Here is a 24,542-nt window from a genome sequence, read left to right as displayed (position 1 = left end):
TCGGAACGAAAAAATATTTTCAGAAAGGGAAAAGGCAGGCCAGTAGCGGTAACAGGAGGCCGAGGTAATGTCTTATCTGCCTGATGGCCTGGAAAATATGCGATTCTACCGTCCGGGACGACAAGGAAAGTTCCTGTGCGATCTGTTGATGGCTCATCCCTTTAAAGCGGCTCATTTCAAATACCTTCCGGCGCATGGGTGGCATTTCTTCCAGTGCGTGGGCAATTTTATGTTGTAATTCCTTTTCGGCCAGTTTCCCCCACAGGTCATCGGCCGGCAGCGTATACCGCTCTATCACGTGGATCACCTTTTCTTTATAAACGCTTTCCTTGCGGAGGAAGTCGATCAGCGTGGTACGGGCTATGCGGAACAACTGTAGCTGTACATCGAGGTCATCGGCCAGGCTTTCCCGGTAGTTCCAGAATTTGATGAATGTAAGTTGCACCACCTCCTCTGCGATGAAAGGAGACTTCGTTTTCCGGAGAATAAAATAGTAGATCCTTTTATGCCAGGAATAGTATACTTCATTAAATACCAAAAGGTTACCTTGTTTCAAAGCAGCTATAGTATTCACAACGTGGCGTTTTACTCCGGCAATTTAAATAAATAAATGTGGGAATTTCCGGAAATTCGAAGGAAGCGTTAAATATATGGCGCTACGTGCCAGACAAAAAGTGACCTGTCTCTCCGACATTTTTTTATTCTGGCTGATCCATTTATATTTGGCGTTATTGAAGTTGCCCCTTCGTAAGAACACCGGGTGTTCCTGTTTTCCCTGATCATGCATAACAACAAAGACAATGTATAAATACCTGACCATATTGGTTCCCATGATATTTTCCTGCTGTAGTGGAAAGGGCCAGCAACGGACGCCGGAGAAAATGATCGGCACAGGCCTGCTGACAGTAAACACACTGTATCCTGTTCCGTTGTATAAAAACTATACAGACAACATGCCTTTTGATACCTTGAAATTCCAGGTGGCAAAATCCGGGGTAACTTCCTTTATTTCGAAAATCCGTCTGAAGCCTTATGTGATGAGCGGGGGAGATAGCTACGAAGCAGGTAAAAAGAACGTTCAGATGGGGCTGATCCGGTTTTCTCCGGAACTGAAATTCCGCGTGACAGACACTACCGCATCTTTTTTTAAAATTGTTACCAACGAAGAAACGGGCGAAACCTTTATCGTCAAAAGAAATGCGGCCAGCGCGTATTACACCTCAGAAAAAGAACTGTATGACCATAGCTGCAGTAATTGCCCGGGCATTCAATACAATCCGAAATGGTATTTTTTTGAAACCTGGGAACGGTACTTAAAACGGGTGGAGTTTATCACCAAAGAAAACCTTGTCATTTATGATCAGCCCAATGGCAAGATAATATTTGAGAACAGGGAAAAGACCTTTTTGCCATTTACAGTGACCGCTGTAAAGGGCGAATGGATCAAACTGAAAAAGGGTTTTGGCCGGGAGTTTAATTTCGATAGTTCGAAAAATTATGATGGCTGGACGAAATGGCTGGAAGGCCAGCAAAAAGTAATCGATATCGTTGAACATACTTATGAGTAACATTCAAAGCATCATTTCCACAGCGCCATGATAACTTCATGGACAGGTACCTGGAAATTGCAAATTATTATGCAAAACAGTATCTTCATGCCCTATACCTTACCTATGACAGCGCAACTTACCTTCAAAAGATTTCATACTGCAGAGCAAGCCGCCGAAATCATCGTTCTTTTGCAGGAAAACGATATCCCTGCACACTATGAAGAAGAAGTGGTGCTGATTGATAAAGTATATATGGGCCAGAACTTTGATCAGCGGCACCTGGTGAAAATTCCTCCTGATTATTTCTCTTCCGCCGATGCACTCCTGAAAAGCCGCATCCGCGTGTCGCTGGAGGATGTAGAACCTGACTATTACCTGTTATCCTTTTCTACAGAAGAATTGAAAGAAGTAATTATCAAGAAAGATGAATGGGGTGATTTTGATTTTGCACTGGCGCTGAAACTGCTGGAGAAGCGGGGTATTTCATATTCCCCGGAAGAAATACAGGCGCTCGGGAACAGCCGCTTAACAACCCTTGCTAAACCACAGGAGCTACCAGGCATCTGGCTATTAACCGGTAGTCTTTCTCCTTTTCTCTGGCTTTCCCCCATGGCTTTTTTTACCTATTTCTCTTTTATCGGCATCTTTATCGGGGCATTTGTACTGCTGACAAAAAAGACACTGCCAGATGGTTCCCGCGCAGATGCATTTTCAACTAACGCAAAAAATAAAGGTAAGTGGTTGATTATTTCCGGTATTGTGCTAACCGTAGTATGTCTGACCTTACTTTTTCAAAGCAATAAATAACCTTTTTCAAAATTTAGTAGCTACCCATGAAAGCAATTCAATTGTTTGTTACGATTATTTTTTTTAGTTATGCAGCCATTGCCCAAAACAAACTGGAAAGCACCGGCAATGTAGGAATCGGCACACTGCAGCCTCAATCGGCTTTACAGATCGGGAACTATTCCACCAATAATCAAAGTAAAATAACCATTCCCGGTACCTATAACTTTGAACGGTTATCCCTGGGCCAGGAGGGAAACGGAAATGCAGCGATCGAGTTTGTACATCACAGAACCGACAGTATTTCGTATGGGGTGAAAATGGGTACTGCCGTTGATGCATTTGGTCCCGGATTTTATATTACCACGGCGCCGGAATCATACGCTTATGCAACTTTGGCATATAAAACCAGCCCCGCAATTTTCATTAATACTGCCAATAGTGTGGGTATTGGTACAAAACCTCCTGCTGGTTACAAACTGGCCGTTGCCGGAGATTTCCTCGCGGAAAAAGTGAAGGTAAAGTTGCAGAGTGGCTGGCCCGACTATGTATTTGATGTTTCATATCCGTTACCATCCTTACAACAGGTAGAGGACTTTATCAGGACATATAAGCATCTGCCTCAAATCCCTTCCGCTAAAGAAGTTGCGGATAAAGGGCTGGATATCGCTTCCAATCAGGCTGCATTACTCCAGAAAATAGAGGAACTGACACTTTACCTGATCGAACAGGATAAACTGATAAAAGAGCAGCAGCAATTATTAAAAGACCAGGACAGGCGCCTGCAACAACTGGAAAGGAATAAATAGCTGCTGTTTTACCGCCCTGGTATTCTTATTTTCTCAGGAAATAGCAAACGTTGCTGCGTCTATCGTAAATGTAGCCGCCGCCCGCTCCCGCGCCTCCCTGCTAAGTACATTATCAACAAAATGATAACCAACCTGGCATTTATTTTTGTTGATGGTCGCGATATAATAACCATGGCTCTTGATATCTGCAAATGCAAGATGTGGGTTAATATCTTTCTTGTACAACATTGCCTCGAACACCTTTATTTCTTCGGATGAAAGCCTGTCGGCGTTCTTCGAGGTGATAGAGGGAGTGAGGAATTCCCATGCCAGCGGCTTTTCTTCGAACCCTTTTTTATATTGCATGAATTCCTTTTCGGGATGCAATGCCAGCACAAAGGATTCGTGGTGATCTCCGGTAAAAAAAATAACATTGGCTATTTTTTCTTCTTCCAGCAGGCGGATGATCTTTCCCCGTTCATAAGGATATCCCAGCCACCAGTCGTTGTATTTTGGCAATTTGAAACCGGGAGCTACATTATAGCCGGCAAACATCACCTGGTTAGCGATCAGCTTCCATCTGGCTTTGCTGTTACGTAAATTGTCTGCCAGCCATTGGTATTGACCGGCGCCAATGATGCTCCGGTCAGATCCTTCAAAACCTGCTTCTGTGATATCCAGTTGCTTTGTGCGGCCATGGGTTCGTTCATCCATCAGGAATAGTTCGAGGTCGTTGCCAATGGTGAACTTACGGACAATTTCACCAGCCGTTTTTGCCCTTACCGGCAGCCATTCCAGGTAAGCCTGGATGGCGGCCTGTTTACGGACATCCCAACTGCCTTCATTGGGTTGATGGTTCTTTGCGCCGTCATTGTAAGCGTCATTTGCCAGTTCGTGATCGTCCCAGATCATATAAAACGGTTTTGCTGCGTGCAGCAATTGCAGATCAGGATCGGTACGGTATTGTGCATATCGCTGCCGGTAGTCCTGCAACGTAACTGTTTCATGCAGCGGCGCATGAATTCTGCCGGATGCTTTGTTGCCGTATTCGCCGGTGCGATATTCATAAATGTAATCACCGAGGTGTAATACCAGGTCGATCTCCTTTTTCTGTGCAATGAAACGGAAAGAATTGAAATAGCCGTCTTCCCAATTATTGCAACTTACAACGGCCATGTTCAGATCACGGTCATCCAGGTGATCGGGCAGGGTGCGGGTGGCGCCAACCGGAGAGCTGGCGCCGTTATATTGAAACCGGTAATAGTAAGTGTGTCCTGGTTGCAGGCCCTCTACATCTACTTTTACGGTGTAATCATTGTCTGCTGAAAGCTGATAATTTCCCTGCTTTATCCTTTTGCTGAAATCCGGATCTGCTGACAGTTCCCATATCACCGGCCCGTAGTTGTACCGTTGTGTGGTGATCCGGGTCCATATAATTACGCGGTCCTGCAGCGGATCTCCCGATGCCACGCCGTGCCGGAAATAGTTTTCACTCAGCAACGCGGTGGCCGACAACAGCCTGGGAAGCGGCATGAGCACGGCAGCAGATAATAAAAATTTCCTTCTGGATGTAAGCATGATGGTCTTTTTGTATAGCTGAAATTAGAAACCCCAGTTTACGCCGATGCGGCCTCTTGCTGAGTAATACTCTGTTTGTTCAGGCCTGCTTTTTACGCCATGATAGTATATCAGCGGCTGATTGGTAAGATTGTTGGCGTCCAGGAACAGCGTGATATTCTTCGGGAAATTATAGGATGTGTTTACATCCAGGTGAAAATCCTTGTCCTGGTAACGGTCCGCTCCACTGTTATCCCGTACATCTACTAAGAAAGCCTGGCGGTAGTTCGCTGCCACCCGGAAAGAGAAACCTCCTTTTTCATAAAATAAGGCAGCATTGATAATATTGGGCGACTGGTTCAATAAACCGATCTTTTCTCCCGGCCGGTCTTTGAGCGTGGTTTCTGATTTTGTATACGTGTAGTTCAGGTTGAGCCCAAGTCCGCTCAATATGCCCGGAAGGAAACTGAATTTTTGATTGTAGCCGAGTTCTATGCCGTACAGTTTGGCATTATCAGAATTCAGCGGTTGAGATACCTGGTAGTTGGCGGTCGTTCCTTCAATCGTCTGACTTTGGGTGAACGACTGCGTATAAATGGCATCTTTGATTTTTTTGTAAAACAGGCCGCCCGTTAAATAGCTGGTACTATTCAGGTAGTAACTACCGATCACATCAAAGTTCCAGGAGAAAGTAGGCTTCAGACCGGGATTGCCGAGTGTGGTGGTCAGTGTATTTGGATTGACCCTGGTGGTTGGACTGATCTCATTAAATGCCGGTCTGGCGAAAGTGCGGGTGATGGCGGCACGTACATCCGTTTTTTCATTCGGTTTATAAATGAAATGCAACATGGGAAGTACAGCAGGTACATCTTTGCTGCCGGAAACCGGGCTTACTTTTTTGGTGATATCATTGTACACAAAGCTGTTGGATCTGTCTGAAGTATATTCAAAGCGCAGGCCACCCACCATTTTCAGTTCGGACGTCAGATCCCATTCTCCCATGGCATAAGCGGCGCCCACCTTTTCTACTGCATCATAATTTCCGGTAGCATAGGAAGAATTCGTAGCATCGTTGACGGTATAGGTAAGATTTTGTGCTACCGAAGGAATGCTGTTGGGATTGATAAACGACTGTGCCGTTGGATAATTGAATTTCAGGTTGTCGTAGGCGTTATGCAGTTCCGGAAACCAGTTGCTGGCTGGAAATGCTTCTTTTTCCCATAGGGGAAGATAGGCCTTCGGTGCGCCTGCTTTATATATCCAGGTCACATACCGGTAGTCATAGGTACTTGTTTTATACCTGAATTTACCGCCAAACTTGAAGAGCAGGTTATTTTGCGCCTGATATTTAAAATCGACAGCCGCCACTTTATCCTGCTCTGTGATGTTACGGATAGAGGTAACAAACCTGTCCAGGTAGTAGTTGTCAGGATTGTAAGGAGTAGATGCAGAAAAATGCGGCTGGATGTTCTGCGGATCATCTCCCTGGTAACCTTCCGGACCATCGCCTTTCAGGAATTTATAATCCTTGCCTTTTATGTTAACGAGGTTATCATATTTCACGGTTTGTATCCAGTTGCCATAGTAATAACCGCGCATATCCTTATCAACGGAAGAAGGCCCTTTATAGCCGGCCCAGGATTTATACCAGGCAACACGTGCATTCATACTCAGCTTGCTGCTGAGAGAAGATTCGATACCCGCTTCTCCACCGTAATTTTTAAAGTAATAATCCACTACGTTCCAGCGCAGCACCGCGTTATTGGTAGCGCGGTCGAAGTAGTGCATGGTTTTGCGGTTCCTTTCGTTATCCAGCAGCTGTGTATAATATCCCCTGGCATAGATTTTTGTTTTTGGGCTGATCTGGTAGTCAATCGCTGCGTTTAAACCCTTATTGGTTCTGGTACCCTGGTAATTTCTGACATCAAGGGTAGTCACATTATGTAATTCATTTCCATAAACCACTTCATAATCATCTGTGCCATAGGTACGTTGATTAACGCTGCCAAGTAAAAGAAAACCAAGTTTGTTTTTCAGCAGGCGGTCGCCATACAGCACACTGCCATTGTAGCCCAGTTTTTCATTTGGTCTTGCTGCATAAGGAAGTGCGGCCATTACCCGGACGGTTCTTTTTTCGGGCGAGGTGCGTGGAATAAAGTTAATGGTACCACCGATCGCGTCACCTTCGTATTCGGGGGTGATGGCTTTCACTACCTGTATGTACTGAATGAATTCCGATGGCAATAAATCCATGGGAACGGTGCGGTTGCCCAGCAGGTCGCCGGAGGTTTTGGCGGCGGGCATACGGTCGCCGTTAATGGTAGTAGAGCTCCATTGCGATGGGGTACCTCTTACGGTTACATAACGGCCTTCTCCCTGGTCGCGGTCAATGCTCACGCCGGGAATTCTTTGTACGGCCTCTGCTGCATTGATGTCTGGCAGCTTTCCGATGGCATCGGCACTGGCAACATCCATAATGGCCGTAGCATTTCTTTTCATAGCGATGGCCTTCCGTTCTCCGGAACTGTACATCTCTTTTACGACTACCTGCTGCAAGGCGGTTCCTGCGCCCAGGTTGATAACACCAATATCAGTTGATGCGCCATTAGTGATCTGAATGAGTGTATCCAGTTTGCGATAGCCTACCATAGATATAGACACCAGGTGTTTGCCTTCGGGCAGGGCGATAGAAAATTTTCCATCCAGGCCGGTTACCGTATGTGCCTTTATCAAAGAGATGCTGATGGTAGCATAGGCCAGCTGGTTGCTGCCATCGGTGATACTGCCCCTTAATGTTCCCTGGGCAAGGATGGTGCTGATGCTCATACAAAGCATCGTAATGGTCAGGTAAATATTTTTCATGTCTGTCAGTGGTTTATTGTTTTTTAATGTCAGGGCATAGCAATCTGCTCACGGGCTTCCCCGCATACACATGTTGTTCGTTTTTAGTACCTGTTTGAGTGGTCGTGATCCTTTGTCATGGCCTTCGGACAAAGAAATGCCTCACCGGCTTTTTCCGGTATACTGGTAGATGATGTAGTGAATGGAAGCCGCTGTTTTTTACATATAGGTGCCGTACATTTTTTGCTTTTCGATGTTGTTGATAGGTGGATGATTTATTTCTTTATGTGAAATTAAATTTCTTTTCAGTAAAATAATAAAGATCAATGTTATCAAAACATTATCGAATTCCGGGGAGGCAAAAGGGCAGCGATCCGGTTATATACGGGGTACAAAAAGAACAGCTACTTCTCCCGGAAGGGAAAAGTAGCTGCGGAAAGATGATAACAGGGCTATATTTTTCTCAGGTTATTTTTGGAGGGATAGCGTTTCTTTCTTTTCATCATGGACCGTTCGTAAGACCAATCCCGTAGCAGGTTCAGTACCTGTTTTCCGTCGGTATCCAGGGTGCTGTAATTATCAAGTTGCATTGTTCTGGGGTACAGGTTAAGGACCAGATCAAACATGGCCGAGAACAGAAAAATACCGGATATGAGTTTGATAGAACCATGCAGATCGAATACCACCGAAAAGCAAACCGCTATTCCCGCTATCACTATCGAAGACAATGGACCCGCCAGCACCTGGATGAGTCGCTGCCGGATGTTCATGTCGTCATCATAGGCGACACACAATCCTTTTCTCCATAACAGAGGATTCCGCTTGATATTTATTTCCAGCAGGCCTTTATTGAATTGCACATTGCCTTCATCATCGCCGAAAGACCCGATGTAGATGGCAACAGGCTGCCTTGTAAAAATCATGGCAGGAACGGCGTGTCCCAACTCATGGACCAGGATGGTTAAAAAACGCGCAATAAAGATCAACAGAGCAATAAGCAGGAATATAAGGATGTCCCAGATCATGATAAGTAAGGTATAGGTAAATGGATGTTTGAAACAAATATAAATTATTTGTTCCCGGTATTATACATTCATTTAACGTTTATTCCTTCCGGTTATGGTATGTCCTTTACTTTTCCCTGCGTGTTGCTGCAGATTCCTCTTCTGCTTCGCCACGCTTCCAGTAAGAAACCGCTGAAAATTCGGTTGCTGACCAGTTTTGTTCTTCTTTAAAATACTGGCGCAACGCTTTCGCTGTATCGTATTCAGCGGCGATATAGGCAAACCGCTTTCCCTGCGGAAGGGACCGGGTACTGACAAAACTGGCCAGTTCACTTTCCCTTGACGGATCAGGATTATGCAGCCATTCAACACGTAAATCTGCCCTGGTAGAAAGTCCGATCTCATCTTCCGGGCCATGCACCTCCAGGATAGCTTTCACATCTACGCCTTCCGGCAGCTGCTCCAGCATCGCGCTTATTACCGGAATGGCGGTACTATCGCCGATCAGCAGATAGGAGTCCGCTTCCGGCAGTAATGGTTTGTCGCTTACTTTCATTGCAATGCCTAATATATGGCCTGCTTCGGCCCGTTGCGCCCAGGAAGATGCAGGCCCGTTATCCCCATGCGCCACAAAATCGATCCACATTTCATTCTTTCCGAAATCGATATGCCTAGTGGTATACGTTCTCCGGATAGAAGAGGACGCCCCCGTTTCATCGGGAAAATCGACCGTGCCGGCGCCAAAGGGTGGTATGAATATTTTGTTGTTCCTCCCGATGGTGACCTCGCTGAATAAGACCAGCTGCTCATCCGACATGTCGAATATGACGCGGATGTAATGTGGCGTGACGAAGATTTTTTCTTTGACCGTAAAAACAGAACGTACTATTTTCTTTTGTATGATGTCCATGATAAATGGTTATTTGTTTTTATAAATAAATAAAACGGAGATGGCAAGCAGGCAACTGATTGCGCCAAAAAGATAAACGGCTTCATAATTAAATCTGCCGGCAATAATACCCGCTATCGGGCCTGCCAGTCCGAGCGAAAGATCAAAGAAGGCGGCGTAGGCGCCGAGTGCGGTGCCGCGCATTTGCGGTGCTACTTTCTTCACCACCAGTACACCCAAAGCCGGAAATATCAGGGAGAAGCCTATACCGGTCAGGCTACATCCAAGTATGGCCATTATTCTGGAAGATGAAAAAGCAATCAGTAGTTGTCCGGCTACCTGTACTGTTAACGATACCAATGCCACTTTGTAGCCACCATATTTATCGGGGAAGGAGGAACAAAAGATCCTGGTCAGCACATAACAGGCGCCAAACGTGATAAACGCCATGGAAGGATCGCCCCAGCTCCTGGCGGCAAACAGCAGGGAAATGAACGAAGAAATACAGGCGAACCCAATGGAAGAAAATGCGAGCCCAAGTCCCTGGCCGGCAATCAGTCCTACTACTTTATAAAAGGGAGTCCGGATATGCGCCGCGTCTACCGGTAAGTCAGGCAGCCTGATGGTGGCGAGCCAGCTGATAGCCGACAGCAGCAGGATGGCTGCGAATACATAAGTAATCCCTATCGTATTTTTCATCCAGATGGCCAGCGGCGCGCCTATGGCAATGCCGGCGTACATAGCAATCCCATTCCAGGTCATCACCTTGCCGGACTTCTGCGCACCTAAAAGACCTATGCCCCAGGTTAGTGTACCGGTTACGGCCATACTTTCAGAGATGCCATGTACGATCCTGGATAGTAGCAAAAGACCCAGTGCCAGTGAAGGATTACCACCCCAGCCGGCAGCGGTGATGTATAACAATCCGCATAGCATCACCATTGAAATTCCCCGGTGTGTGCTGGTACGGGCGCCGATGGTATCTGTGATTTTCCCGGCGTATGCCCTTGTTAGTAAGGTGGCCAGTGATTGTAATCCTATCACCAGGCCCACTACCAGGTTGCCAGACTTAAGATCGCTTTTTACAAAACCGGGAAGTACGCCTAAAGTCATGCCGATAGTAAGATAGATAGCAAATACGGATATGATGATAGCAGTGATCACCCGTGTAAAATGCTTGTCCGTGGCGGTGGGAGTTAACGCGATGGATGCTATCTTGTTTTTTGTTGTCATTTTGTATCGTATTTATTACATCAAATTTTACGGATACAAAATTAGCCTGCAGCCAGAGAGGAGAGGATAGCCATCCAATGGCTATGATTGGACAATTAATGGTTTTTAGCCCTGAATTCGGAGGCCGTTAATCCTACCTGTTTTTTAAAAAAGCGGGAGAAGTAAGCATGATCTTCGTAGCCCAGTTCATAAGCTACTTCTTTGATGTCTAAGGTGGAATAAAACAACAAACGTTTTGCTTCCAGCAAAATTTCCTGGTGTATCCAGTGACTGGCAGGAAACCCCGTGATTTCTTTTACTACTTCGTTCAGGTAAAGCGGTGTGATATTGAGTAGTGAAGCATAAGCCTTCACCTGTTTTAATTCCTTACATTTCGCATTCACCAGCTGCTTGAAACGGATAACGGTATTATACTTTTGCCCACCCAGGAAATTGCCGGCATGTCTGGATAGAATGATTTTAGATGCGATTAATCCTGTTAAACTGGCTACCATAGAACTGATCAGGGTATTCCGGAGTGGTATGGACGACTGATGAAGCGTATCTTCCAGCAGAGACACGATGTTGAAGAACGCATCGTCCTTTTTTACCACAACCGACTGGTGGCTATTCAGATAAGTATCGAATATTTCCCGGAAAGCAGTAGGCACCAGTTCACTATCCACAAATACCAGCCAGCCTTCTGTGTTCTTATGGTCGATGTACCGGTGTACCTGTCCCGGCGTCACGAAACAAAGCGACGGACCGGAAAGGGCTACTTCATTGAAATCCAGCTCCCATAAACAGTTGCCTTTCTGCTGGATAATAAACATATAATGATCATCCCTGTGCGGCAGCTGCACTCTTTTATGCAACCCTATCACTGTCATTGCTTTTACGTCAACACCCGGCTCGGTGAGTTCGCCCTTGTGTAATAAAATAGGATGCTTTGTCATGGTGTCCTGTTCTGCTGTAAAAATAAGGATATACTACCCAACAGTTTGTAAACAAGTAAAAAAGGCAGTACCGATTTTCAGATACTGCCTCCTGTATAATGCTGCTGGCGGATATGATAAATATAGACGCAGCTGATTACTCCGTTTTCTTCGGATAAAAATAATGTCCGGCCATCATCACCAAAGGAATGCCTAAGGCCAGCCAGGAGAAAGCGTCCCAGTAGCCATCGCCAACGAGTGCGGTGATTAACCCGGTGATGGATAACAACGCCACGAGCAGTGGTTTGCCCCATACGTGAAGTGTGGTATTAGTATTCTTCCTCATCGGCTGTTATTTTTTCGCTTAACCGGGTCCATTGTAGTCTGCTGGCTTTGCGCCGGGCAAACCATAGATAGAGTCCTGTAATTAGTACTATGATCATGGCGGTATCAAAAACGGCCCAGATAATTTTTAAGGGCATGCCGCCATAATCGCCAAAGTGCAGTGGTTCGGACAAAAACAGGGTATTTACATACCAGGGCATACGCCTTGCATCAGTGAGTTTGCCGGTTTTTGCATCTACCAGCGCCGGCATCAGCAGGCGGGCAGTGAGAGCGGTGTTGCCTCTCATAAATACGGCATAATGATGTTTACTGGAGAACATCGTTCCCGGATAGGTAACAATACGTGGCTCCATATGCGGCGCTGCCTGTTGTGCCACTACCATGGCTTCATCCAGTGAACTCAGTTTGCCGGTCAGCGGCTGCTGTTGTGCATAAGGCGCTACCATTTCTTTCAGTTGTCCCTGTTGCCAGAGTGCCAGCACTACATCCGACATACAGTTGATAATACCGGTAAGACCCACTACACTGCCCCAGGTGAGCGTAACGATGCCGATCAGGTTATGTGTATCCAGCCATTGCAACCGTTTCGATTTGTATTTTCTCACCATCCCGAAATCATACTTTTTCATGATACGGCCATACAGCACGGCTCCGGTCACAATGGCAATCACGAAGAGAATACCCATCAGTCCGAGAAACAGTTTGCCGGGGATGCCCAGGAACATGTTCATATGAATTTTCAGGATCACATCCATGATTCCGTCGGTGGTGGGCTTGTCGAGCAACTCACCGGTATACACATTCAGCATGGCATACTTACTTTGCTCCGGTGGCGCATCTGGCTTTGGCGCCAGGTCGAATACAATTTTGTTTTTATCATCTTCATCCCAGAAAATGTACCTGATGTTATTGGTAGGGTACTGTTTACCGGCAATGACGGCCAGGGAATCCAGGCTCATTTTATGAGCGCCGGGAGGCACCTGTGCCACCACTTCTTTTTCCAGTACTGCGTCCAGTTCGTGATGAAAGATCAGCGGAAGACCGGTGATACACAGCATCAGCATAAACAGCGTACAGATCAGGCTGGTCCATTTATGCCATTCGAACCAACGTTTGGCGGATTTAAGTTTCATATAACGAGTGGTTTTCCAGCGCAGATCAGTTATCCAGTTTGATAAAACCAGATACGAGTCCGCCATCTGTTACATTGAATGCAGACGTAGCGCTGTTGGTGGATTCATTTAATAAATAGTAGCCATTTTCACCGGTAGTTTTATTGGCCATCCAGAGATATATTTTGCCATCTATTCCGTAATGCATTGTTCATTGGAGTGTGCATACCTGGTGTGTGGAATGCCCGTGATTTTTGTTTGTTTCAGGGTATTGATATCAACGGAATAGTAATCCCAGATAGGCGTGCCAAGGTTGCTGAAATCGGGCGTCAGCACCACAGACGGCAGCTGAATATAGATCCTGCCATTTTTTACCAGCGAAATGCCGATGCTGGAATGTTGCTGGTAGGTATCTGCTTTCAGGATCCAGGTTTTATCAAAATCTGTTTCACCTTTTTTAATGCGGATAATGGAGCTGTTGGTAATACCTTCATTAAAGCCGGTATAATAGAAGTACAGTGCGCCATCATCTCCCAGGGTCCACATTTTATTGGCACTGGCGCCCCAGCCGAGTGATTTTAACCCATCGTATTTAATGGTTTTTTCCAGTTTGTTGGTAGCGATATCGATGACAGCCATTTTGATATAATTCACTACATCGTCGCCATAGCCACCGCGTTCTTTGGTACCATAGGTAACGCTTACATACAGCTTGCCTTCTTTGGAAGCGATAATATGCTGACCAACCGCCTGGTAGGTAACGCCGTCCATTTTCAGGGAGTTCAGGTCTATTTCACCGGTACGCTGCATCGTGGTGGGGTTGAAGATCTGGATGAGCATAGCGCCTTTTACCGGATCGAGGTAGTAACCGTTGGTAGGACTTACAATATGAAACATAGCGCCATTGGCCAGGAAGCCGGTGCCGTTCAGTTTACCGTTGGCACCCACTTCCAGTTTCTGGATACCGGTTTCACCGGCAATGCTGGTGCGGTTGAAGATCCAGCTGCCATATTTGGTAAAGCCAAAGGCAGTCTTCATCTGCAGGGTGTTGGCGCCGATGTTGCTCGGGTTACCTTTGGGCATGGTGGTATATGCGGTCATGTAACCGGCGGTAGCCAGGTCTGCTTCATTGGTAAAGAGAATGTAACTGGCCTTTGTATTATCCGGGGGAGTAGTGTTGTTGTCATTGTCTTTTCCGCAGGAAACCAGCACCATGGCTGCTGTGAGTATACTTAAGCTGTGTTGGATGATTTTGTTCATTGTTTATATTTTACAGTGAGTAGGAGATTTTTAAAGAGAAACTTCTGCCGGGATTCTGAATCCGGAAATTGTCGTATACCGGTGTGTCAAAGATGTTCCGGGTCTGGAAGCCGATGGCATAGCGGTTTTTGTCCGGATAGTAAGTGAATCCTGCGGTATGTACCTGTTGATCAGGAATCACATTGCGGGCGTCTATTTTTGTTTTACCAAACAGGCCCAGGAAGCCGTCTGGTTCTACCGATTTCGGGATATAGTCCACATAATATTCCCGCACAAAAGAGTAGTACCAGTACAGGTGAATTTTATCTTCTTTAAAAAGTACTTTATTGAAACGGGCATTCAATCCTGCATTGGCAAAGAAGTAAGGCGTATTGCGCAACCTGGCTTTATCGGTGGCTACATTCCCGGGGTTTACGAGGCGCAGATCCTGGTAAGTGAAGTTGCCACTGGCTTCCAGCCAGGAAAATATATTTACACTGGCATCTGCATCCAACCCGGCGCCTTTTACTTTTTCCACGTTCTGGCTCTGGGCATACATAAAGTTGATCGGCATCAGCAGGATCAGGTCTTTCGTGTAGCGGTAAAATGCGTTGGCTTCTATTTTGAAACGTCCGGGTACCGCTATTTTGTAGCCGGCATTGATATTCAGACTTCTTTCCGGATGAAGATCAAAGTTGGATAACTTGAGGTTGCCATCTCCAAAAAGTTCATCCTGCTCCGGTAAACGCAGTGCTGTTTCTACAGACAACTGTGCAGAAGAGTAACGGGTAATATTGTATTTGATGCCTTCCGCTATGCCCCAGGCAGTGTTGCTGTTTTTAGTCCTGATTTCATTGCCCTGGTAATCGGCATCGCTGGCATCGGTATTATAGTGGTAGAACTTTCCGGCAAGACTGTTCTGCAGCCTGCCTTCCAGGAAGGTAGAGGTAAGTCCGCCCGCTACAATGATCTTGTTATATTTCGCAGGAACGGTGAGTACATCCTTCTCATTTTTGAACTTGAACCCATAAGGATCTTCTCCTGTTCTGGAGAAATTATTGAATACCACATTTACATTGATCACCTGGCCGGGTGTGAGTTTATAGCTGAGATTGGTCCTGGAAGTGAAGTATTTAAAGGTGATATCAGAGAGCGAGCCCCTGTCGGATATTTCACCAATGCTATTGGAAGATGGACTAAAGTGACCGTACCAATCGTAATGACCGTGCGCTGTATCTACTGTTTTGGCATGCAGGGAATTGTATACGAGGAACTGGTTGATATCCAGTTTACCTTGCCATAGCTGCTTTTTATATTGTAGGGTAGGCACTACAGAATACTGCTTTCCGGTAGCCGCACCAAAAGGTTTATCCATCGTAGAACCAAACTGGAACTGTCTTTCCACGGAGAAAGCCGTCAGACCGAAGCGCAGTTCATCCGCCCATTTTCTTCCGGCAATACCTATAAATCCTTCTGCATAGTAGTTGGAGAAGCGGTTGTGAAAGAGCTTCACTGCTGCATCTTTCTTGTTGCCGGTAGCGGTATCTACCTGTTGTACATTTACTTTATAGTTATTGTCGGCGTAGTTGTAGAAGGCATTAACACCGGCGAAGAATTTACCGGATGCATTTTTATAGTAGCCATTCAGCGATACGCGGTTCGTATTAAAGGAGCCATGTTCAAAGGAGGCATTGAGGAAGCTTTTGGTATCCTGTGCGGTGATCATGTTAATGGCGCCGCCCAGTGCGTCTGCACCGAGATGGAAAGGAAGGACTCCTTTGTAAACTTCCACTCTGTCGAGCATGTTGGAAGGTACCAGGGATATGTCAAAGCCACCACCCAGGTAATCCAGTGGTATGCCATCTTTAAAGTACCGTACGGAGCGGTTTTGAAAGCCGTTCAGCATTAAATTGCTGCGGGATCCAAGTCCGCCTGTTTGCCGGATACGTATGCCGGCAGCGCGGTTCATCAGTTCTACGAGCGTAGCGGGTTGTTCTTTGTAAGCGGCTGTGCTGATGGTCTGACTACGGATTTGTCCACCGCTTTTGTATCCCTGAACAGCTACTTCTTCCAGCGTGGTGGAAGTGGTTTGGAGGAGGAAGTCTGCTGTTATAGTTGAGCCACCGGTTATAGAGATGACTTTTTCTGCCGGCTTGTAACCCACTGCGGATGCGGATAATGTATATTTACCGGGAGCAATCTGTTGAATGATGTAGTTGCCGTTTTCGTCGGTTTGTGCGCCGCTGGCAGTTTGTTTTACACCTACCGTAATATAGGAGAGTGGTTTACCGTCGCTTGCGGTAATACGTCCTTTTACACTGCCTTTTTGGGCCAGCAGGGCAGGAGTGTAAAAGAGCAGTAACCAGGCGAGGATAGATCGGATTGACATTGTGCGATTTGTATGATGTCGCAAAATTGACATCTTTCTGTCGCTACCCGGTTACGAGATCGGGAAATATATTTTCCTTATCCGGAAAAATGACGTTAACGTCTCAAAGCTTCTTTGTGAGGTTGCCTAATTGCTTTAATTTACTTCTTATCTCGTCGGACCAGGGTAAGCCAATGCAGATCCTGATACAATTTTCAAATTGATTTTGTAGTGTGAATATCCGTCCGGGTGCAATGCTGATCCGTTGTTTGATGGCCAGCTCATATAAATGTTTGGTGTTGATTTCTTTACTGAGTTCAATCCAGATAGCGAGTCCGCCTTGTGGCCGGCTTGTTTTGGTACCTTCCGGAAAGTACTGCGCAATGGCATGTGCATAATGAAGGTAGTTGTCGTGCAACGTGCGGCGAAGCTGACGGATATGATTTTCGTACTTACCTGTTTTCAGGAAGTTCGCTACGGATTCCTGGATGATAGAAGCAGAAGAAATAGAGTGGATTAACTTTATCTTTAACAGCTGTTCTTTGTACCTGCCCGGGGCTACCCATCCTACGCGATAGCCTGGCGCCAGTGTTTTGGAAATGGAACTGCACCAGAGCACTTTACCTTCTTTATCGAACGACTTACAACATTTCGGACGTTGTGTCCCGAAATACAGATCGCCATATATATCGTCTTCAATCAATGGAATATCATGTTTGGCGAGGAGTGCCACAATTTCCTTTTTATGTTCATCCGGCATGCAGCTGCCCAGTGGAGTGTTGAAGTTGGGGACCAGGAGGCAGAGATTGATCTTAGGAATCGCTTTTTTAAGGGCATCTATCTCCAGGCCTGTAATGGGATGCGTGGGCAATTCCAATACTTTAAATCCGAGACTGATAGCGAGTTGTAAGGTACCGGGATAACAGGGACTTTCCATCGCGATGGTATCTCCCGGTTTTCCGAGTGCCATGAGGCAGAGAGACACCGCGTTGATGGCGCCGTTCGTGGTGATCAGGTCATCTTCGTGCAGGTTGCCTCCCCAGGTGAGCGAGCGGATCGCCACCATTCTTCTCAGTTTCAGATTCCCTTGTAAAGGTTCGTATGCAGTACCGCCTTCCCTGAGTTCGCGTGTGGCCTGCAATATTTCCTTTTTCAATTTTGCGAGGGGGAGCAGATCGCCTGATGGTGCGCTGATAGAGAAGAGCGTGAGGTTTTCATCTCCCATATTCGCATACACTTTACTGATCAGTTCATCCGGTTCATTGTCGTTGGCCCTGGAGGATGGACGGCTTACTTCCGGGAGCGGGAGCTTTGTATAGGACCGCTTACTTACATAATAGCCCGACTGTGGCTTTGCATCGATAAACGATTGCGCTTCCAGTTCCAGGAATACGCGTTTGGCGGTATTCATACTGATGCCATGCTCATGGCATAAGCTTCTTACGGAAGGCAGCTTATCTCCGGGTTGCAGGATCCCGTTGCTGATCTGGCGGGCAATTCCATTGGCGATCTCATTATACAGGAAGTCTTTACTCATATTACAAATCTAACTGTATCCATTAAAATACGCAAAACTGAGACTGTGCTTATTGGTGCATGATGTCTAATTTTACAAAAAATAAGCAATGGATAGTAACAGATCATTGTCAGGTGGGAGCGGCTGGATAAACGGCTTCATCGGGGTGCTGATATTCAGTGGTTCGCTGCCGGCAACAAAGGTGGCGGTATTGGAGTTGAACCCGATATTTCTAACGGCGGCGCGTGCCGGGATAGCGGGTTTGCTGGCCCTTTGTGTACTGGTGATTTTCAAAGAGAAGCGTCCGGCGAAGCGGCATTTTTCGTCGTTGGCGATTGTTGCATTTGGTGTGGTAATAGGATTCCCTTTGTTAACAGCGCTGGCGCTGCAATATTTAACTTCGGCGCACTCGATCGTATTCCTGGGCATGTTGCCGCTTACCACGGCCATATTCGGCGTGATACGTGGAGGAGAGCGTCCCCGTGCGGCGTTCTGGGTATGTGCTGTGACAGGTAGCCTGCTGGTGATTGGTTATGCTATTGCGCAAGGTGTGGCGGCATCGCCGGTAGGCGATATACTGATGCTGGTAGCGGTAGTATTGTGCGGACTGGGGTATGCGGAAGGCGCAAAGCTGTCGAAGACACTGGGAGGGTGGCAGGTGATTTCGTGGGCGCTGGTGTTATCATTGCCTTTAATGGGACCTTTGATGATCTTCCTGTTTCCATCGCCGGCTGCCGGGGTTGGCACTTCTGCCTGGATGGGACTGGCCTATATTTCCGTTTTTAGTATGTTGATTGGTTTTGTATTCTGGTACCGTGGATTGGCGCAGGGAGGGATTGCCGCGATCGGGCAGTTGCAGTTGTTACAACCGTTTTTTGGGTTAACGCTGGCGGCGGTGTTATTGCATGAGCAGGTGAGTATAGGTATGGTGGGTATTACGGTGGGTGTGATTCTTTGTGTGGCCGGTTCGAAGCGGTTTGCAAAATAAGAGTGATGCAAAACACAGCGCCCTGCAATGTTGCAGGGCGCTGTGTTTTTGTTGATCAGGGTTGTGTGAGCACCGTGCTACTACATGTCCCGTTGGATTCGAGGCGTAACAGCTGCACGGTAGCGCCGCTGGAAAGCGTATACCTGCAGGTGGTGAATCCACCTGCGCAGTAACCTCTTGCATAGCAGGGAGTACCCTGGTCAGGCGCCTGTTGGAGATTGGTGTAACCCGTTTCCGCGAATTTTACATTGGTAGCAAAAGCGCCGGCGATGGCGATTGCAAATGCAGCTACTGATAAGCCAATTTTCTTGAAGTTCATCATAGTAAATTTTAGATCGGATGCATGCCTACTCTTTTCTGCAGGTTTTCGGCTTCGCCTGTTTTATTAATTTTTTATAATGGTGTATGCGCTCAGTGTACGCTCAGATAAGGCAAACAACTGGTTCCCTTTTACCATAAAGTCCATGATGCGTTCTTTTCCTTTCAATGGAAGGTATAAAGTGTAGCGGTATGCCCCGTTATCCAGTGAATACACATCAATGATTTCATGCTGTTGCCTGATTTGCGTATCGTCGTTGTCGGCCAGCAGCGAAGCAAGCACATAGATCCGGTTGTCCGCTACCCTGGCCCTGTTGTTAACGTAACCGGGAGGAGCGGAAAACTTGTTGATGCCGGTCGACATATTGGCGACCTGTATCTTGGCGGTGCTGTTGGTATCGATCGTGTGGCCCGTATAAATTACGTGCAGGTTCGTATCCAGCGTTATAAATTCATTTCTGTAGTGATACAGGTATACCAGTTTACCGGATTGTTTGTCGTAGTCCAGTGTACCGTCTGTACAGAAAATACCATCTACCTGTTTGGTGAGAATGTTTTCTCCCAGTGTTACGTGGGGAGCATCTGTTTTTATTTTTGCGAGGATATTTTGTTTGTTGCCTGATTCATCCACATGAATGCTGCGTGAAATGAAAGAAGTAGAAGAGATATTTTGCAATACATTAAAGAAACAGCTTTCGGACAGGAACCGGTGCATGGATAAGCTGTCCAGTTTTCCCTGGTATAGCGTAGGCGTATTGCCTTCTGCCATATACACCATGGGAGAGTCCACCATTACGCGCGCCAGCTTCCAGGCGTAGCGGTCGCCTGCGGGGATTTTGAGTGTAAATCGCTGGCTATCCTTTAAGTTTTGATTTACTGCCAGCAGATGTAGGGAAGCAGAAAAGTTACCTAAGTAAATATGCTGATCCGTATAGCCTGCAATATAATAAGCGGGGTAGGGCAATTCCAGTGAATTGCTCAGGATCGCTGTTTGTGGTAACAGTGTACGGTTAAAGCCATTTTTCTGATCGTTGGGTTTATCTGCAAAAGCGTACAGAATAAGGACAAGGACCAGGCAGGCCGCAATACAGCCTGCGGCAAATCTGAAAGGGTGTTGCATGGGTTATCAGTTATGCGTGAACAGGGCTGGTGCGTGTGGTATTTTCACCGGGTTGTTTTGTATAGAGCCACATCCCCAGTAATGCCAATCCTACAAATACGATGTTGAAATAAAGATGTTGTTTCCAGGTCATAAGAGAGATGACGCCGCCACAGGAGCAAGGAATCCGTTCAGATAGTGTAACGAGTACAATGATGTAAACGGTAAACAGCACCATCATGGCAAAAGAAGCGTAGAGGCCGGCACGCCTCCAGGCGGGCAGTACGAGTAATAAGGCAATCACCAGTTCTGCCATGGGTACTACAATGGCGAGCACCGGTGCAAACCGGGTAATAAGCGGCGATTGACCTATTACAGCGCGGAAGTTTTCGTAATCGAGGAATTTGCTCACAGCTGTATAAACGAATAACAGAATGAATAAGACACAGATAGTCTCTATAAGGGCTTTTCTTAACATGGAATGTGGATTTACGGGCTTATAATGCAAACTACCGGTGGACCGGTCTACAGGCGAACATAAATTGTTTATTATTTTTTAGGAAAGTTCCCGGGTCTTCACTGTTCGTTGGCTATTTCTTCACCTAATCTACGCAATAATTTTAAATATCGCAATAGTGGCAGATCATTTTTTATACAGGATATGTTTTGCGGGATAGTTTATTTGTGATACTATTGTTTTCCAGTTGATAAAACCTACCCCATATGCACGAAGAAATAAAAACCTATAATGATTCGATGCTGCCAGCGGATAAAGCGATCTGCAAAAAGCTGGCGCAGGAAATCGATACGCACCTGAAGGATGCGGAGAGTAAAATCTGGCACCGTCATCCGGTGTGGTTTCTGAATGGCAATCCGATTGTTGGATATAGTAAACTGAAGGACTCCGTACGTTTATTGTTTTGGAGCGGTCAATCTTTTGAAGAAGAGGAGCTGCAACCCGAGGGCACTTTCAAAGCAGCGGAGGCCCGTTACACGGATGTAAAGCAGGTAGATACCGTGCTCTTAAAACGTTGGCTGGAGAAATCAGCAAATATTCAATGGGATTACAAGAATATAGTTAAGCGCAAAGGGGTGCTGGAACGATTGCTGTAATAGCATTCTTCCGGGGATAACGCTGCATCATGAAGTGCGGCCTTATACGCTGACCTTCTGTAACAACTTCCTGCTTTCCCTGCTCACAAATGTGATCGGTACAAATTTATCTGTAGGAGAACCGATGTAGTAAACCATCCATTCGGGATCGTGATGCGATAGCATTTCGCTGATACAATCTGCCCGGTGTCCCATTGGATTGGAACAATCGTCCCAGTAAAATAATTCAACCCTGTAACGCAGCTGTTGCTTCTGGTTGTTGATTGTTACTTCTACTTCTATCTCCTGTTTACCCGGGAGTGGGGGAATGGGAATGACGATGTGGCTCATAGCGTTGGTATTATACAGACGCTTCCGCAATAAGGCTGCCATATCCGGCAGCATACAATTTATATCACTTATGTATGGTTTTTTTCTATAACTGTCCGGGCATGGGCAAAGAGCGTCCGGAAACGGACAATGATGTTTTTTTTTTATGAACAACATGCGCATTGCCTGTGTTTAAAGTAACGGGATCCTAAAAATCAAAAATAAAAATTTAAACCAATGAGCAAGATCACAGTAAAAGATGGAACTGAAATTTATTACAAGGACTGGGGAACAGGCCAGCCTATTGTTTTTCATCATGGCTGGCCATTGTCCGGCGATGATTGGGACGGACAGATGATGTTTTTCCTCGCGCAGGGGTACCGGGTGATAGCCCATGACAGGAGAGGTCATGGCAGATCCGGTCAAACGGCGGAGGGGCATGATATGGATACCTACGCTGCTGATGTGGCTGAACTCACCAAAGCGCTTGATCTCAAAGACGCCATCCACGTAGGGCATTCTACCGGTGGTGGTGAAGTAATCCGCTACGTGGCCAAACATGGAAAAGGCAGGGTGGCCAAAGCCGTACTTATCAGTGCCGTAACACCGCTGATGGTTAAAAACGATAAAAACCCGGATGGTGTACCGCTGAGCGTATTCGACGAAATACGGGAAAATACCGCCACCCAACGGCCTCAGTATTTCCAGGATTTCACCATTCCCTTTTATGGCTACAATCGGGAGGGCGCAAAAATATCACAGGGCGTGAGAGACAATTGGTGGCGGCAGGGCATGGCCGGCGCTATAAAAGCTCATTACGACTGTATCAAGGCGTTTTCTGAAACTGATTTTACGGAAGATCTTAAAAGCGTGGATATTCCGGTACTGGTCATGCATGGTGAAGATGACCAGATCGTGCCGTATCCCATTTCTGCCCCCAAGGCAGCTGCTTTGCTGAAAAATGGTAAACTGATTTCCTACCCCGGTTTCCCGCATGGTATGCCTACTACAGAATCGGCTACCATCAACAAGGATTTGCTGGCGTTTATTAAGTCTTAAGTTACCCCTTCCACTTTTACTACTTTCCCATTACATCAGTAAGCGTGATACCATTTGCAACAATGGATCACGCTTTTCTTTGTCCGCCTGGAAAGGGATTTTTTCTTAATTTGACCGGGATTCAATCCATGAAGTATGACAAGCGAGGAAATGATCGCCTTTAAAACCGGTTTAAAGCAGGCAGGAAAGCAACTGATAGCAGCACGTATAGCCATGGCCCAATCGGCCATTGATAACGCCCAGGAGGCGGCTAACAGCGAAGGGAAAAGTTCCGCAGGGGATAAATACGAAACCGGCAGGGCGATGGGGCACCTGGAGAAAGATATGTATGCACGTCAGCTGGCAGAACATGTAAAGGAGCTGGCCCGTTTACAGGAGGTGAATACCGCTGTTGTTTATACATCCGCCCAAACCGGCGCCTTTGTGCGTTGCCGGGATCAGGCCTTTTTTATTGCAGCCGGATTGGGTAAACAGGTAGTAGGCGACCAGACCATATTTTTCCTATCTCCCTTTACACCACTGGCGAAGTTACTGTTGCACAAAAAGGCAGGAGAGCGTTTTCTTTTTAATAAAACAGATACGCTTATCCTGGAAGTATATTAATAAAAAAAGCCTTCAGACCAGTTGATCTGAAGGCTTTTTTATGTGTATTCCCTGCTGATTAAAACTTAATCAGCAGTTTTTCTGAAATCAGTTTATTGTCTTTGTAATACTCAAAATACCAATCCCCGTTCTTTTTCAGCACTATTCCGTGAGAAGCGCCGTTATTGGCAATAAAGTAATCTGCTACGGATGCTTTGAGCAGGGTTAAAACGATTTTAGGAGAGGTGTCAATCAACTGGTAACCATTTGCAGTTGCCTGTGCATACAGGGTGCCGGCGGCCTCTTTCACTTCTGCTACCACAGGTGTAGTGGCAACGGGTGCGGCAGGTGCCGTGGCAGCTGGCGTAACCACCGGCGAGGTTGGTACCACGCCTGCCTGTACTGCCGGAGCTGCTTGCTGAGGCGCTGGTACATAAGCATACGGTACATCATTCAGCGAAGTAAAGGCATCTCTCAGTGCAAGATTGTAAGAGGTCGCAAATTCTTTCTCCCTGCTTTTTCCTTCCTTACTTTTAAAAATGACGTTGCCTTTGCAGTCTTTCAGGATAACCGTCAGGTTGGTAACAAACAGTCCTTTTTTCTGTACCACTTCTGTGATCAGGGCATTGCAACGATTGCCGGCCACTTCGGTCGGAATTTCTGAATTGTCGAAATAGGTGGTAAATCCTTTCTCGTCCAGCAGCGATTTGGCCACGCTGTTTAATCCGTACTGGTCATTTTCCCTGGCGAAACTGAATCTTTCCGGCACCAGTACATATTTGTAATTATTGATGGTGTTCTGGGCAAAGCCGGAACATGAAACGAGTAAAAATACTACTAAAGCGTATCCTTTCATATGGCATTTTGTCTTCTGATAATGACGAATATATACAAATAATTATCAAAATCGGCAGAAAACGCCCGATTTCGTT

The 24,542-nt window shown here is 46.4% G+C and carries 25 protein-coding genes; 7 read left to right on the top strand and 18 right to left on the bottom strand.

Annotation, left to right across the window (positions count from 1 at the left end; translation table 11 throughout):
- Positions 1 to 19: 19 nt before the first annotated feature.
- Positions 20 to 574 carry a sigma-70 family RNA polymerase sigma factor gene (locus BMW79_RS25750; RefSeq protein ID WP_177192335.1) on the bottom strand — a complete coding sequence of 185 codons (555 nt, stop codon included), beginning with the start codon at positions 572 to 574 and terminating at the stop codon, positions 20 to 22.
- Positions 575 to 800: 226 nt separating this feature from the next.
- Here BMW79_RS25750 and BMW79_RS25745 point away from each other — a divergent pair, with 226 nt between their 5' ends.
- The 3 genes from BMW79_RS25745 (at position 801) to BMW79_RS25735 (ending at position 3,145) form a co-directional block, all read left to right on the top strand.
- Positions 801 to 1,568 (top strand): hypothetical protein, encoded by a 768-nt coding sequence (locus BMW79_RS25745; protein ID WP_089899881.1) that lies wholly within the window; start codon positions 801 to 803, stop codon positions 1,566 to 1,568.
- Positions 1,569 to 1,637: 69 nt separating this feature from the next.
- On the top strand, positions 1,638 to 2,357 hold the full coding sequence (locus tag BMW79_RS25740; RefSeq protein WP_143059270.1) for a hypothetical protein: 720 nt from the start codon (positions 1,638 to 1,640) through the stop codon (positions 2,355 to 2,357).
- A gap of 26 nt (positions 2,358 to 2,383) precedes the next feature.
- Positions 2,384 to 3,145 carry a hypothetical protein gene (locus BMW79_RS25735; protein WP_089899876.1) on the top strand — a complete coding sequence of 254 codons (762 nt, stop codon included), beginning with the start codon at positions 2,384 to 2,386 and terminating at the stop codon, positions 3,143 to 3,145.
- Between the two features lie 33 nt (positions 3,146 to 3,178).
- Here BMW79_RS25735 and BMW79_RS25730 read toward each other — a convergent pair whose 3' ends face one another.
- The 12 genes from BMW79_RS25730 to BMW79_RS25680 all read right to left on the bottom strand — a co-directional run bounded on the left by BMW79_RS25730 (position 3,179) and on the right by BMW79_RS25680 (position 18,163).
- Positions 3,179 to 4,702, bottom strand: coding sequence for an alkaline phosphatase D family protein (locus BMW79_RS25730; protein ID WP_089899873.1), 1,524 nt, complete (start codon positions 4,700 to 4,702; stop codon positions 3,179 to 3,181).
- A gap of 24 nt (positions 4,703 to 4,726) precedes the next feature.
- Positions 4,727 to 7,543, bottom strand: a complete 2,817-nt coding sequence (locus BMW79_RS25725; RefSeq protein WP_089899871.1) for a TonB-dependent receptor — start codon at positions 7,541 to 7,543, stop codon at positions 4,727 to 4,729.
- Positions 7,544 to 7,974: 431 nt separating this feature from the next.
- Positions 7,975 to 8,547 carry a zinc metalloprotease gene (locus BMW79_RS25720; RefSeq protein WP_089899868.1) on the bottom strand — a complete coding sequence of 191 codons (573 nt, stop codon included), beginning with the start codon at positions 8,545 to 8,547 and terminating at the stop codon, positions 7,975 to 7,977.
- A 106-nt stretch (positions 8,548 to 8,653) separates the two neighbouring features.
- Positions 8,654 to 9,436 (bottom strand): siderophore-interacting protein, encoded by a 783-nt coding sequence (locus tag BMW79_RS25715; protein ID WP_177192334.1) that lies wholly within the window; start codon positions 9,434 to 9,436, stop codon positions 8,654 to 8,656.
- A gap of 9 nt (positions 9,437 to 9,445) precedes the next feature.
- Positions 9,446 to 10,648, bottom strand: coding sequence for an MFS transporter (locus tag BMW79_RS25710; RefSeq protein WP_089899866.1), 1,203 nt, complete (start codon positions 10,646 to 10,648; stop codon positions 9,446 to 9,448).
- 95 nt (positions 10,649 to 10,743) lie between these two features.
- Positions 10,744 to 11,583: a helix-turn-helix domain-containing protein gene (locus tag BMW79_RS25705; protein ID WP_089899863.1), complete on the bottom strand. Its 840-nt coding sequence runs from the start codon at positions 11,581 to 11,583 to the stop codon at positions 10,744 to 10,746.
- A 136-nt stretch (positions 11,584 to 11,719) separates the two neighbouring features.
- Positions 11,720 to 11,908, bottom strand: coding sequence for a hypothetical protein (locus tag BMW79_RS25700; protein ID WP_089899860.1), 189 nt, complete (start codon positions 11,906 to 11,908; stop codon positions 11,720 to 11,722).
- Positions 11,892 to 13,040 carry a PepSY-associated TM helix domain-containing protein gene (locus tag BMW79_RS25695; RefSeq protein ID WP_089899857.1) on the bottom strand — a complete coding sequence of 383 codons (1,149 nt, stop codon included), beginning with the start codon at positions 13,038 to 13,040 and terminating at the stop codon, positions 11,892 to 11,894. Before BMW79_RS25695 ends, BMW79_RS25700 begins: the two co-directional genes overlap by 17 nt.
- 25 nt (positions 13,041 to 13,065) lie before the next feature.
- On the bottom strand, positions 13,066 to 13,227 hold the full coding sequence (locus BMW79_RS33995; protein WP_177192333.1) for a hypothetical protein: 162 nt from the start codon (positions 13,225 to 13,227) through the stop codon (positions 13,066 to 13,068).
- Positions 13,212 to 14,279: a hypothetical protein gene (locus BMW79_RS25690; protein ID WP_089899854.1), complete on the bottom strand. Its 1,068-nt coding sequence runs from the start codon at positions 14,277 to 14,279 to the stop codon at positions 13,212 to 13,214. The genes BMW79_RS33995 and BMW79_RS25690 overlap by 16 nt, the downstream gene beginning before the upstream one ends.
- A 10-nt stretch (positions 14,280 to 14,289) precedes the next feature.
- Entirely contained in the window at positions 14,290 to 16,647 is a 2,358-nt protein-coding gene (locus BMW79_RS25685) for a TonB-dependent receptor (RefSeq protein WP_177192332.1), read from the bottom strand.
- Positions 16,648 to 16,750: 103 nt separating this feature from the next.
- Complete coding sequence (locus BMW79_RS25680) at positions 16,751 to 18,163, bottom strand: aminotransferase-like domain-containing protein (RefSeq protein ID WP_089899849.1); 1,413 nt, start codon at positions 18,161 to 18,163, stop codon at positions 16,751 to 16,753.
- 88 nt (positions 18,164 to 18,251) lie between these two features.
- Between BMW79_RS25680 and BMW79_RS25675 the strand changes: the two genes are divergently transcribed.
- Positions 18,252 to 19,130 (top strand): DMT family transporter, encoded by an 879-nt coding sequence (locus BMW79_RS25675; protein WP_089899846.1) that lies wholly within the window; start codon positions 18,252 to 18,254, stop codon positions 19,128 to 19,130.
- A gap of 55 nt (positions 19,131 to 19,185) precedes the next feature.
- Here BMW79_RS25675 and BMW79_RS25670 read toward each other — a convergent pair whose 3' ends face one another.
- The 3 genes from BMW79_RS25670 to BMW79_RS25660 all read right to left on the bottom strand — a co-directional run bounded on the left by BMW79_RS25670 (position 19,186) and on the right by BMW79_RS25660 (position 21,025).
- Positions 19,186 to 19,449: a DUF6520 family protein gene (locus BMW79_RS25670; protein WP_089899843.1), complete on the bottom strand. Its 264-nt coding sequence runs from the start codon at positions 19,447 to 19,449 to the stop codon at positions 19,186 to 19,188.
- A 66-nt stretch (positions 19,450 to 19,515) separates the two neighbouring features.
- Positions 19,516 to 20,568, bottom strand: coding sequence for a hypothetical protein (locus tag BMW79_RS25665; protein ID WP_089899841.1), 1,053 nt, complete (start codon positions 20,566 to 20,568; stop codon positions 19,516 to 19,518).
- A gap of 10 nt (positions 20,569 to 20,578) precedes the next feature.
- Positions 20,579 to 21,025: a MauE/DoxX family redox-associated membrane protein gene (locus tag BMW79_RS25660; protein ID WP_089899838.1), complete on the bottom strand. Its 447-nt coding sequence runs from the start codon at positions 21,023 to 21,025 to the stop codon at positions 20,579 to 20,581.
- Positions 21,026 to 21,270: 245 nt separating this feature from the next.
- Here BMW79_RS25660 and BMW79_RS25655 point away from each other — a divergent pair, with 245 nt between their 5' ends.
- Positions 21,271 to 21,660, top strand: coding sequence for a DUF1801 domain-containing protein (locus BMW79_RS25655; RefSeq protein ID WP_089899835.1), 390 nt, complete (start codon positions 21,271 to 21,273; stop codon positions 21,658 to 21,660).
- Positions 21,661 to 21,702: 42 nt separating this feature from the next.
- Here the strand turns inward: BMW79_RS25655 and BMW79_RS25650 are convergent, their stop codons facing one another.
- Positions 21,703 to 22,032 (bottom strand): hypothetical protein, encoded by a 330-nt coding sequence (locus tag BMW79_RS25650; protein ID WP_218150443.1) that lies wholly within the window; start codon positions 22,030 to 22,032, stop codon positions 21,703 to 21,705.
- Between the two features lie 174 nt (positions 22,033 to 22,206).
- Here BMW79_RS25650 and BMW79_RS25645 point away from each other — a divergent pair, with 174 nt between their 5' ends.
- The gene (locus BMW79_RS25645) at positions 22,207 to 23,028 is read left to right on the top strand and encodes an alpha/beta fold hydrolase (RefSeq protein WP_089899832.1); all 822 of its coding nucleotides are present in this window, start codon (positions 22,207 to 22,209) and stop codon (positions 23,026 to 23,028) included.
- A gap of 135 nt (positions 23,029 to 23,163) precedes the next feature.
- Complete coding sequence (locus BMW79_RS25640; protein WP_089899829.1) at positions 23,164 to 23,631, top strand: hypothetical protein; 468 nt, start codon at positions 23,164 to 23,166, stop codon at positions 23,629 to 23,631.
- A gap of 58 nt (positions 23,632 to 23,689) precedes the next feature.
- Here BMW79_RS25640 and BMW79_RS25635 read toward each other — a convergent pair whose 3' ends face one another.
- Positions 23,690 to 24,466, bottom strand: a complete 777-nt coding sequence (locus tag BMW79_RS25635) for a hypothetical protein (protein ID WP_089899826.1) — start codon at positions 24,464 to 24,466, stop codon at positions 23,690 to 23,692.
- Between the last annotated feature and the right edge of the window lie 76 nt (positions 24,467 to 24,542).

Source organism: Chitinophaga arvensicola, assembly GCF_900110835.1.
Classification (GTDB): Bacteria; Bacteroidota; Bacteroidia; order Chitinophagales; family Chitinophagaceae; genus Chitinophaga; species Chitinophaga arvensicola.
Note: the sequence above shows the minus strand (reverse complement) of the source record. Positions and strands in the feature narration are given on the sequence as shown.